Genomic DNA, 11,093 nt, shown 5'->3' with positions numbered 1-11,093 from the left:
GCTGGGGCGGACGGAACAGCCGCCGCTCCAGCCACAGGGCGTTGATAATGCCGAAGGCGCAGGCCAGCAATACCCCCAAGACCCATGCGAAGTACCACATGTTGCCTCCTTAATAACTGCCGGCTGAGTTTTTCTCGATCTGTTCCAGCGTCACCTTGCCCCACAGCTTGCGGTAGCACCACAGGGTGTAGCCGAGCACTATGGGTACGAAGATAATGGCTGTCAGCAGCATGGCCCGGTAGAAACCGGAGAAGGCCATGGCGTAAACCACCGGCCAGGCGGCGAACAGGGCGCCCCTGCGGTGATAAACCATACCTGGTTGCCGTCCCAGTGGGGACCCTGCGCGTTGATGGCCACCCGTCGTTCGTTGTCGGTCTCGCCCACGAAGGGCAACATGGCACCGGCGCCGCCGGTGATGGCGAAGCCGATAAGCGGTACGCTAATCAGCACCCACCAGATGATTTTCAGCAGTTCATCATCCATGTTCAGGCCTCTCTGGAAGCAAGTGCGTGATGGTAGCGGCCGGTTTCGAGCACGCTCGGTCCCAGCCGAAAAAGAACAGACCGATAAAGGTAGACTCGGGAAAGAAGGCCATCAGTCCTTCGATGGCGGGGGGCGCCGAAGATATCGCCCACATAGTGGGAGTAATAGGGCCAGTTGGTGCCGAACTGGAATTCCAGGGTGATGCCGGTAGTTACCCCCAGGGCGAAGTTGATACCGAATAACTTGCCCCAGAGCTTGGTCATGTCCTTGTAGATTTCCTTGCCGGTCATCACATAGACCGATTCCATGATTGCCAGCAGGAAAGCCAGCCCCAGGGTCAGGGGAACAAACAGGAAATGGTAGAAGGCGGTTATGGCAAACTGCAACCGCGACAGATCAACAATATCTTCACCGATCATTATCGGCCTCCGTGGTGTGTCGGGCATCGAACCATTGCCGCGCTATGGCGGCTTCCCTGGACAGGGCCAGCTTGGGTAAAGTCATGGCCAGCTCTCTGTATAAGCCACCTCTAAAGTGATGGTTTTTTCGCCTTCCAGGATGATCCAGATCAGGAAAATATGTCTCTGAACTATTAGATTTTTCTTGATTATCATGTGGTTAATAATTTGTTTCGCGATAGTTTCCATAACCGGGGTTGAGGGGCAGGGAAAAGCGGCTAGCATTTAAATTAGATTGTGCTAATTTAAAGGAAGGTATCCCGAACACGGAGGGCTTTCCCATGACGTTATCCAAGGCTCCCCTGGTGCAGGCCTTCCTGGAGCAGGACAGCGAAACCTTCAGCTATGTGGTGTACGACCGGCCAGGCGGCCAGGCGGTGGTGATCGATCCGGTACTGGACTTCGACTTCAAGTCGGGCCGCACCCGTACCGACACGGCCCGGCAACTGGTGGATTTTGTCCGGGCACAGGGGCTGACCCTGCACTGGATACTGGAGACCCACGCCCATGCGGATCACCTGTCGGCGGCCCCCTTCATCCGGGAGCAACTGGGCGGCAACATCGCCATCGGCGAGCATATCCGGGGGGTACAGGACATCTTCCGCCGGGTATTCAACCTGGAACCGGAATTTCTGCCCGACGGCAGCCAGTTTGATCATCTGTTCGCCGACGGTGACATCTTCGACGTGGGTGGGCTCCGCTTCCGGGTAATGCATACCCCCGGCCATACCCCGGCGGATCTGGCCTATATCGTCAACGAACAGGCGGTCTTCGTCGGCGATACCCTGTTTATGCCGGACGTGGGCACCGCCCGTTGCGACTTTCCCGGCGGCAGTTCGAGCCGGCTGTACCGTTCCATCCGTCGCCTGCTGGCCCTGCCCGAGCAGACCGCTATCTATATCTGTCACGATTACCCCAGGCCGGGACGGGAGCACCAGTACCTGACCTCGGTCGATGCGCAGCGCCGGCACAATATCCATGTGCGGGACGGCATCGGGGAGCCCGAGTTCGTGACGATGCGCGACGAGCGGGACGCCACCCTGGCCATGCCCCGGTTGATACTGCCAGCCATCCAGGTCAATATTCGTGCCGGCCGCATGCCGCCGCCGGAAGATGACGGCGGCATCTACCTGAAGATTCCCATCAACCGTTTGTAGGGGCGGTGTTCTTGGTGCCGGCCAGGTCAGCGCTTTCGGGTAAAGCGTGGTTCCGCATGTTCGAGACGGCAACGGTGCCTGCTCGATGTAGCAGTATTCAGATCCGGTATTCAAATAAGATTGATTATCGTCCTTTATTATTGGTAGCCGTCATTTGCGGTAGAAACGAACAGTCGAATGACCTGAGCCAAAAATCTCCTTGTCGGCGGCTTTATTGGCGCTAACACTATATGGGTAAAATTCTTCCCAGGGACATGATAATAATGAGAAAGAACACGCCCGTCACCGATACCGAACGCACCTTTCCCCCCGATGAAAGACTGATATCCACTACCGATATTCAAGGTAACATAGTGCATTGTAATGACGCCTTCGTCGCGGTGAGCGGATATTCACGGGAGGAGTTAATCGGGCAGCCCCATAATATTGTCCGTCATCCGGATATGCCGCCCCAGGCGTTCAAGATCATGTGGGAACATTTGAAATCCGGGCATCCCTGGATGGGAATGGTAAAGAACCGTTGCAAGAACGGGGATTATTATTGGGTGGATGCCTATGTCGCGCCCATTACCGAACAGGGCAAGGTGGTGGGATTCGAATCGGTGCGCTCTTGCCCTTCCCGGGAGGATGTCGCCCGGACCGGGCAACTGTATGGACGTATCCGCAGATCGGCTCCCTCTTGGCGGGTGGGGCACCTGGTTGGTGATGGGTTCTGGCTGGCAGCCGGTTTGGGGGGGGCTGCTCTGCTTTTTGGGGCCGGGATGTCCTGGTGGCCGCTCTGGCCCGCCCTGGTAGGGGTGGGGTATGGCCTCTTTACCGGCCTGCGGCATCGGCGCCGTCTGCAATTGTTGGATACCCTGCTGGACGATGCCTTCCGCCATGAACTGGCGGTGCAAACTTATGCCAGTGAACAGGGCATGCTCGGCCGGATCCAGGTTGGTATCCGCAGCGAACGGGCCAGGCTGAACGCCATTGTCACCCGAATAGAGGATGCCGCCCGGCTGGTGACCCGGGAGTCGGAAGCCGGGTTTGAACTGTCCCATCAAGCGACCGAGGGGATGCATCGCCAGCAGCAGGAAACCGAGCAGGTGGCCACCGCCATGCACCAGATGACGACCACCATCGCCGATGTGTCTGGTCATGTGCAGGAAACCGCTCGGCAGGCGGAAACGTCCAACGAACTGGCGCTCCAGGGCAGGGAGGTGGCGATGACGACCCGCCGCTCCATTGAGCAGTTGCGTGACACCGTGGACAATATCAGCCGTTCGGTGCTGGAGCTGTCCGGCCAGACCGCGCGTATTACCCAGGTGGCGGTGATGATCGAGCAAATCGCGGATCAGACCAACCTGTTGGCGCTCAATGCCGCCATCGAGGCGGCCCGGGCCGGGGAACACGGGCGGGGCTTCGCGGTGGTAGCGGATGAGGTGCGTCAGTTGGCCCTGCGTACCCAGAGTTCTACCAGGGAAATCCACCAAATCCTGGAAGATCTCAGGCAGCAGGCGGCGAGCTCGGTACAGGTGGCGGAGCATGGTCGGGCGGACGCGGAAGCCGGCCTGGTCCGGGTGCGTGAAACCGAAGACATGCTGTCGGGCATTTCCGGAGCGGTCGGCAGCATCGCCGACATGTCGACTCAAATGGCTACTGCTGTGGAGCAACAGGCGCAGGTAGCGGGAGAAATCAATCGCCAGCTCGATCATATTTCGTCCCTGGCTCAGGGCAGCCTGGGGCAGGCTACTCAGGCATCGTCCAGCATGGAAGGGCTGAGGTCGGTGGCCGATGAGCTCTACGATCTGCTGGTGCGGCTTCGCCGCTAAGCCTGCTGCAGCATGGCGGTGATGGTGCCGGCCTGGCGACGGATACGCGTAACCACCTGGTCGGCCCGGGCCGATACCTCGGTGGACTGGCCTTTCAGCTGGTCCATCAGCTCCATGAAGCGGCCCAGTTCGGCGGCCTGGCTGTCGGCGTGGCCGGCGCCCCTCTCTGCCACCGTGGTGGTGGCCTGGGAGGTGGCACGCACCTGCTCGGTTACCTCCATCAGGATCTGGGCCTGCTCGTGCTGGGCGGCGGCGGCCTGCATCATCTTGCTGATGGTCAGGTTGAGTTCGTCGCTGGCCAGGCGCAGCCGCTCCATGATGCCGCCGATCTCGCTGAGCGAGCCCTGGGTATTGCCGGACAGCTTGCGCACCTCGTCTGCCACCACCGCGAAGCCCCGCCCGTGTTCCCCGGCCCGGGCCGCCTCGATGGCGGCATTGAGCGCCAGCAGGTTGGTTTGCTCGGCGATCTGCTGGATCACCCCGATAATGGCGGCGGCGTCGCCGACCGAACTGGCCAGGCTGGCCAGGGCCTGCTGGCCGGTGATGGCGGATTGCTGGCTCTGCTCGGCGGTCAGCACCAGCTGTTCCACCCGTTCCCGGCTGATTCCCATGGCCTGCAGGTTGTCGCGGGCGGTGAGCGCGATGTCGTCGGTGGCCTGGCGCATCTGCTGGGCCAAGTGGTTGAGCTCGTTGACCATATGGACACTGCCGCCCATGGTCTGGTCGGTGGTGTGGGTATGGCGCTGGATATCCAACACCTCCTCGATCATCTGCTCCAGGGCCCCCGAGACGTGTTGCAGCTGTTCGGCCCGGCTGTACTGCTGTTGTTGCAGGCTGTCGATCAGGCCGTTGAAGCTGGTGGCGATCTGGCCCAGTTCACTGTTGGGATGGGTCACCGGCAGGGTGGCGAGCTGGCCGTCCTGCAGCAGCTGGCGGAAGGCGTTGCGCAGCAGGCGCAGGCGGTTGACCACCAGGATGCGCTGGAACAGGTAGCTGAGCAGGGCGAACAGCAGCAGGGTGGCGCACAGGGCCAGCAGCAGCAGGGCCAGTTGCCGGTATTCCTGCACGCGGCTCGCCTCCTGCCGCTCCACCAGCAGATCCAGTTGTTGTTCTATCTCGTTCAGGCTGGCGCCCAGGGCTTCCGAGGCTCGACTGCGCAGGGCCAGGCTGTCCTGGGTGTTGCCCAACTCCTTGGGATAACGGTTGAGCAGGCTCTGCACCTCCCGGCGGGGGGCGTCACCCAGTTCCACCGGCTTGGGTTTGCGCAGGGCGAATTCGTCCACTTCCTGCTCCTGATAGATGCCCAGCAGGGGCAGGGCCTGGAGTTGGGCGGACAGCTGGGTCAGCTCGTTCAACTGGAAATCCAGGGCCTGGCGAAGCCGGGGGTTGTTGTCGCCGATATAGCCCTGGCGCAGGTGGACAAGGCGGGGCAGGGCGGCCAGCATTTCCCCCACCAGGGTCTGGTAGCGGGGGGCCAGGCTGTGGGGGCTGTCGGCGTAGCGGGCCAGGGCCCTGAGCTGGTCGGCCAGCTCCTGCTCGGCGTGCTGCAGCAGGTGCTGGCTGTTGCCGGAGAGTTTGCCCGCCTCGCGGAAGTCGTGGGTCAGCTGTCGATACAGCTGACCCACCGCCTGTCGGACCGGCTCGCCGCCGGTATAGTGAGCGAGGGCGGTTTCCATCGCCTGCAGCCGATGCTCGGCCTCGGTCATCAGGCTGGTGTCGCCCCTGGCCAGGTAGGCGGAGATGGTGCGATAGAGGGAGATGTTGGCGTCGCGGCGCAGCTGTTCCAGCCCGGCCCGGGTTTCTTCTCCCTGCTGCAGGCGCCGGTCGCCCAGGTAGAAGGCGCCGGCCAGCAGCAGTGCCAGGGCGATCAGCAGCAGTGAAGACAACATCGAAAACAGCGAAACTTTCATCGGCCAGACCCTAACGTATCCTTGTGGTCGGCAGATTAAGACAATCCCGTGACAGTTTTATGACGAGGGCAGCGAGAGTACCGTCTGCATCAGCCGCTGGTGCAGCGGCTGGGCGGCCAGGGGAGCGGGATCGATCAGCTCCAGCCGGCCTTCCTGCTGGGGGGCGAGGCGATAGACGCTGAGCCGGCCATCCACCTTGTTGAAGGCGCGCCAGCCGTCCTCCACCTGCAGCACCGCCTTCAGCCGAGCCACCGCCAGCTCGGCACAGAAGGCCTCGACCGCCGCCTGGTCGAACACCACCTCGTCGAGAAAACGCCAGCCGATGGAGAAATGATCCTGGCCGTGGTTGCTGTAGCGGCGCCAGGGCTGGCCGCGGCTGAGGCGGGGCCCCTGGCCGGCGAGCAGCGGCCGGGGCGCATTTTCCTGGTGGGCCTGGGGGTGGGCCGCCCGGCGGGCCGGATCGTGGGCGCCCTGCAGCCAGGCCGGGTCCAGCCGGCCCTGGCAGACTTCCACCAGCGCTTGCTTGGGTGGCCGGTATCCATCCAGGCCCCGGCGCAGGGCCTCGAGCGCGGCCTCGCTGCACAGGTCCGTCTTGTTGGCCACCAGTATGTCTGCCAGGGCCAACTGATCCTGGTAGGTGTCGTGCTGCTGGTAGCGCGGATCTGACCACTGGCGCGGATCCACCAGGCAGAAGGCGGGGCCCAGCGTCAGTGTCTCCCGGTAGTGCTCGTTGGTGAGGGTGTCGAGGATGCGGCTGGGGTGGCCGAGGCCGCTCGGCTCGATCAGCAGGCGGTCGGGCCTGGCCTTGTGCAGCAGGGCGTTGAGCCCGATCTGGAAGGGCAGGCCGGACACGCAGCACAGGCAGCCGCCAGGCACTTCCTTGATGGTGGCGCCCTGATCCGAGAGTAGGGCGCCGTCGATGCCCACTTCGCCGAACTCGTTGACCAGTATGGCCCAGCGCTCCTGCTCCGGCTTGTGGGCCAGCAGGTGGCGCAGCAGGGTGGTCTTGCCGCTGCCGAGAAAGCCCATGACGAGGTGGGTGGTGACGGTCGTGCTCATGAGTCGGTCCGTGAAGAGTAATTTTGTTACTTTATAACATATTTTGGCAACGGCGCGTATGGGCCGCAGCCTCTTCTTGCACCCTCGACCGGCAGTATGGGTCACACGAGAAATGGTCACTCCCGCGCAGGCGGGAGTCCATGGATCCGAAGTTTGGAGTGCAGGTTGTTCGGGCCGGCACTGCCTGCATCCGGATGCCCGCCTTCGCGGGCATGACCATAATGAAGTGCGTACAAATGCCTCAGGGCTGGATTACCACCCGGCCCCTGAGCTTGCCGGCCAGCAGATCCCGGGCCGCCTCTATGCTCTGCTCCAGGGTCAGTACCTGGGCCTGGTCTTCGAAGTCGACCGGCAGGCTTTCCTGCAGCCGCTGCCAGGCGCCGATGCGCTTTTCTTTCGGCATATAGACCGAGTTGATGCCGAGCAGCTGCACCCCGCGCAGGATAAAGGGCATGACGGTGGTGTTGAGGGCCACGCCGCCGGCCAGGCCGCAGGCGGCCACGGCGCCATCCATCCTGGTCTGGCTCAGTATTTTGGCCAGGGTGCGGCCGCCCACCGTGTCCACGGCGCCGGCCCAGCGCTGGGATTCCAGCGGCGCCGGCTCGGCGTCCAGCTCGGCACGGGGGATGATGGCGGCGGCGCCCAGGGAGGTCAGCCAGTCGCCGTGCTCGGGCCGGCCGGTAGCCGCATGTACCTCGAAGCCGGCACCGGCCAGCAGCCGCACCGCCACCGAGCCGACGCCGCCGGTAGCGCCGGTGACCAGCACCGGGCCCTGGCTGGGGGTGATGCCCGCATGTTCCAGCGCCATCAGGCTGAGCATGGCGGTAAAGCCGGCGGTGCCGATGGCCATGGCCCGCTTGGCGTTCATGCCCGGTGGCAGGGGGATCAGCCAGTCGCCCTTGGCGCTGGCCTTCTCCGCCAGGCCGCCCCAGTACTGTTCGCCCACGCCCCAGCCGGTGAGCAGCACCTCGTCACCGATGCGGTAGTCCGGGTGATCCGATGCCAGCACGGTACCGGCGTAGTCGATGCCGGGCACCATGGGCCACTGGCGCACTATCCTGCCCTTGCCGGTGATGGCCAGGGCGTCCTTGTAGTTGAGGGTGGAGTAGTCAACCTTCACCAGCACGTCGCCGGTGGTAAGCTGGTGCTCGTTCAGCCGTTGCAGGCTGGCTTGGGTGTGTTTGCCGGATTCTTCTAATAGTAGGGCGGTAAACATGATGTTCTCCTCGGCACGGTTTCCTAGGACCCAGTGTAAGGAGACCGGTGCGGATTGCCATGGTCGGCACCGGCTAAATTGCGATTTTGTGACCACGGCGCCATCAGATCCGTTATTTGGAAACGGCAACCATCCTGATGGCTGCCGTCAGACTCGTACTAACCGGCTGTACGGGCCAAGCCGCTCCTCGATTTACCCGCTGTGAATGCGCGCATCAGGTACATCGGCATTCAGTGTTACCTGGCGGTCAGCTTTGGATCCGCGGTTGTCTGGGACCCGCTCTCGATGGCCTGGGCAGGGTGGTGGTGCCCACGCAACCTCAGCCAGACTCGTGAGGCCAAATCCGACAGCAGCACCACTACGGCCATCGCCAGCATCGTATTGGTAAGATCGAGCTGTTGCGCTCCTACCAACATGAGCCCCCAGCCAATCACCAGCCATTGCAGAACATAAATAACCGTTACATTTTGGCTCCAGAAAAACAGCAGCGCCAGGCAGCGGTTTGAGCCGGCCTTTCCAACAATCAACCGGCAGAGCCAGAGCCACACCATCACAAAACCTGTGATCCAGATAACTCCCCCCGGGCCGCTCCTCAGGTAGTAGCCGTAATGAAAGTCCATGTCGAATAAGATCAGACTTGTTCCTGCGGTCATTAATACCAGCCCGGCCCACAGTGTCTTTCTGAAAAAACGGGTATGGCAACCGCTCTGCCCGAACCAGTGGCCAAAGGCCATACCAAAAAGGGGAAAGGCCAGCCAAGGGAAGAGTGGGAACATGGCTCCCTGCTCTTTGCTTCCCCAGAGCAGTTGGAGGGCTGCATCGGGCACCATCCAGCCGCTGGAAATGTCCCAGAGTGCGGGAGAAAGGCACACCACGGCCAATCCCGCGACAATCCAGTACCTAGGATCAGGAAAATAATGTTTCAGCAAAACACATATTGCCAGCGCCAGGCCTGCGAATTGCAGAATATCGACAATCAGAAGTTCGGTAAGTGGTGTATAACCACCAAGTTGTTCATAAGTTACCAGCCCCATTTGCAATGACAACCACATGGGGAGAGAGCCGCGAGCCAGGTTTAGCATGTAGCCAAGGGCAAGCAGCCAGGCCGCACGCGCCAGCCCGGAAGCAAGGCTCTGGCGCGATGACGAAGCAATAAAAATCCCCATGATGAAGGTGAAAATGGGAGCGGCCGGCGGGCTGCCGAGAAACTTGATAATCTTGCCAAAAGCCGTCTCTCCAATGCCGGGCTGACCGTAAAAGTCCATAACATGAACCAACATCATAAAGAGCACGGCCAGCCCGCGGGCCAGGTCGAAGCTGGCAACCCTCGACATAGATTGTTTTGGTAATGATGTTATCCGTTCAGATGTCATGTAAACATTTCCCTAAGGTCCATTCATCAACAACAGGGCTCAATACACTCACGTCAGCGCCCAGCGTTTCAGTTCACCCGCTTTCAGGTGGGGTCTGTATGGATCTATTTTGAGGAATAACGTTCACACTTTCAATTGCAAAAGAGAATCATTATCGAGTTGATGCTGGTCGCACGGTGCCTTTATGAACAGACTTGGCAGTATCTGTAATCGTGCTCGCCTGCTCACATGGCGTAGACAGGCAAAGGAGATCCGGGCCAGGGGAGGGCACCTATATTTACTTTCTGCCCATTGAGCCGAGTCCTGCGATAAGAACCGGTGGCCCATGACCACACCGGTTGTAAAAGCCTCGTAGCACCTTGCCATCAATGGCGGTCAGCTCACCGTCGATGTGTTCATGAGCCGATTGCGGCCAATGAATAAAGCACAGTTGGAACTGAGCTGGGTCAGGCTCATTATGGTTCTCCCAACAAGGAGTCTCAGCGCAAGCAGAACGAGATGTTCAAAAAATGTTCGCGGTCTCACCCCGAGACCCGGGCGGTCCGAGAGCGCTTGAGCCAGGCTTCGTTGAGCCAGAGCGAGGCGATGATGATGAGTCCGCCCAAACCGAGCCGCAGCAGGTCCGCCTCCCGGTTCCAGATCAGCAGGTTGACCACCAGGCCCGCCGGCACCAGGGCGTTGTTCATGATGGCCAGGGCGCCGGCATTGACCCGGGTGGCGCCCTTGTTCCACAGGAAATAGCCCAGGCCCGAGGCACCCAGGCCCAGCCACAGCAGTATGCCCCACTGCAGGCCGGTGGTGGGGTAGCGGTCGGTGCCGAGCAGCAGCCAGGCTGGCACCACCACCAGCAGGGCGCCCAGGTAGAAGTAGCCGAACAGCTTGTGTTGCGGTGGATGCCGGGGATAGCGCTCCATCAGCACCTTGTAGCCGACCTGGCCGAGGGCGAAACTGAGGTTGGCGCCCTGGACCACGGCGAAGCCGAGCAGGTAGGCGTCGGTGATGCCGTCGAAGCGGATCACCAGGGCGCCCAGCACCGCCAGGGCGGCGGTGAGTAGGTAGCCGGGGTTGAAACGACGGTTGAGCAGATCGTAGATCAGGGTGACGTAGAGGGGGGTGAGCACGGTGAAGAGCAGCACCTCCGGTACCGTCAGCAGCAGGAACGACTGGTAATAGAAGAGGTACATGATGCCGAGCTGCACGGCGCCGCAGGCCATCAGCCCCAGAACCAGCCGGGGCGGCTGGCGCCAGGAGATAAGGGGCAGGAATAGCAGGGCGGCCAGGGCAACGCGGCTCAGCACCGAGAAGTAGCTGTCCACGGCGCCGGCCAGGTAGACGCCGATCAGGCTGAAGGAAAAGGCCCACAGCAGGGTTACGAACACCAGATAAGACATGGAGGAATTTTCGCCATTGGTAAAGATGGGGCGCCATAATGGCGTAAAGTGCGGGGCTGATCCAGCCGCGGGCCCATAAAAAAAGCCGGCGCAATGCACCGGCCCGGGACCAACATCAGGTTTGTCATAAAGGAGAGAATGACGTCCCCAAACAAAGTGGTTCAACACCACACGCAGAACTCTTGGGCATAGCGCCCGAAAAGGTTGTCAGCGTGGTAACCCGCGCCGCCCG

General features: G+C 61.5%; 7 protein-coding genes and 3 pseudogenes. 2 read left to right on the top strand and 8 right to left on the bottom strand.

The annotated features are described in order from the left end of the window. Positions 1 to 25 precede the first annotated feature (25 nt). From cydX to ACEVBK_RS18770, 3 pseudogenes are all read right to left on the bottom strand, one after another. Positions 26 to 100 (bottom strand): annotated as a pseudogene (cydX, locus tag ACEVBK_RS18780) (cytochrome bd-I oxidase subunit CydX); the annotation flags it as partial. Between the two features lie 87 nt (positions 101 to 187). Next, positions 188 to 483 (bottom strand): annotated as a pseudogene (gene cydB / locus ACEVBK_RS18775) (cytochrome d ubiquinol oxidase subunit II); the annotation flags it as partial. After that, a pseudogene (locus ACEVBK_RS18770) lies at positions 476 to 902 on the bottom strand (cytochrome ubiquinol oxidase subunit I). The pseudogenes cydB and ACEVBK_RS18770, both read right to left, overlap by 8 nt. A 320-nt stretch (positions 903 to 1,222) precedes the next feature. Here ACEVBK_RS18770 and ACEVBK_RS18765 point away from each other — a divergent pair. Further along, positions 1,223 to 2,098 carry an MBL fold metallo-hydrolase gene (locus ACEVBK_RS18765; protein ID WP_375056399.1) on the top strand — a complete coding sequence of 292 codons (876 nt, stop codon included), beginning with the start codon at positions 1,223 to 1,225 and terminating at the stop codon, positions 2,096 to 2,098. A gap of 263 nt (positions 2,099 to 2,361) precedes the next feature. Further along, the gene (locus ACEVBK_RS18760) at positions 2,362 to 3,912 is read left to right on the top strand and encodes a PAS domain-containing methyl-accepting chemotaxis protein (protein WP_375056398.1); all 1,551 of its coding nucleotides are present in this window, start codon (positions 2,362 to 2,364) and stop codon (positions 3,910 to 3,912) included. Here the strand turns inward: ACEVBK_RS18760 and ACEVBK_RS18755 are convergent. The 5 genes from ACEVBK_RS18755 to ACEVBK_RS18735 all read right to left on the bottom strand — a co-directional run bounded on the left by ACEVBK_RS18755 (position 3,909) and on the right by ACEVBK_RS18735 (position 10,861). Then, positions 3,909 to 5,822 (bottom strand): methyl-accepting chemotaxis protein, encoded by a 1,914-nt coding sequence (locus tag ACEVBK_RS18755; protein ID WP_375056397.1) that lies wholly within the window; start codon positions 5,820 to 5,822, stop codon positions 3,909 to 3,911. The two genes, ACEVBK_RS18760 and ACEVBK_RS18755, sit on opposite strands and share 4 nt — an antisense overlap. A gap of 57 nt (positions 5,823 to 5,879) precedes the next feature. Continuing rightward, the gene (locus tag ACEVBK_RS18750) at positions 5,880 to 6,881 is read right to left on the bottom strand and encodes a CobW family GTP-binding protein (protein ID WP_375056396.1); all 1,002 of its coding nucleotides are present in this window, start codon (positions 6,879 to 6,881) and stop codon (positions 5,880 to 5,882) included. Positions 6,882 to 7,122: 241 nt separating this feature from the next. Further along, the gene (locus ACEVBK_RS18745) at positions 7,123 to 8,097 is read right to left on the bottom strand and encodes an MDR family oxidoreductase (protein WP_375056395.1); all 975 of its coding nucleotides are present in this window, start codon (positions 8,095 to 8,097) and stop codon (positions 7,123 to 7,125) included. A gap of 236 nt (positions 8,098 to 8,333) precedes the next feature. Next, positions 8,334 to 9,470 (bottom strand): heparan-alpha-glucosaminide N-acetyltransferase domain-containing protein, encoded by a 1,137-nt coding sequence (locus ACEVBK_RS18740; protein ID WP_375056394.1) that lies wholly within the window; start codon positions 9,468 to 9,470, stop codon positions 8,334 to 8,336. Between the two features lie 521 nt (positions 9,471 to 9,991). Beyond that, positions 9,992 to 10,861 (bottom strand): carboxylate/amino acid/amine transporter, encoded by an 870-nt coding sequence (locus ACEVBK_RS18735; protein ID WP_375056393.1) that lies wholly within the window; start codon positions 10,859 to 10,861, stop codon positions 9,992 to 9,994. Positions 10,862 to 11,093 lie beyond the last annotated feature (232 nt).

It is taken from the genome of Zobellella sp. DQSA1 (assembly GCF_041950555.1).
GTDB lineage: Bacteria > Pseudomonadota > Gammaproteobacteria > Enterobacterales > Aeromonadaceae > Oceanimonas.
The sequence above is the reverse complement of the archived record's forward strand: the minus strand, read 5'-3'. Positions and strand labels throughout refer to the sequence as shown.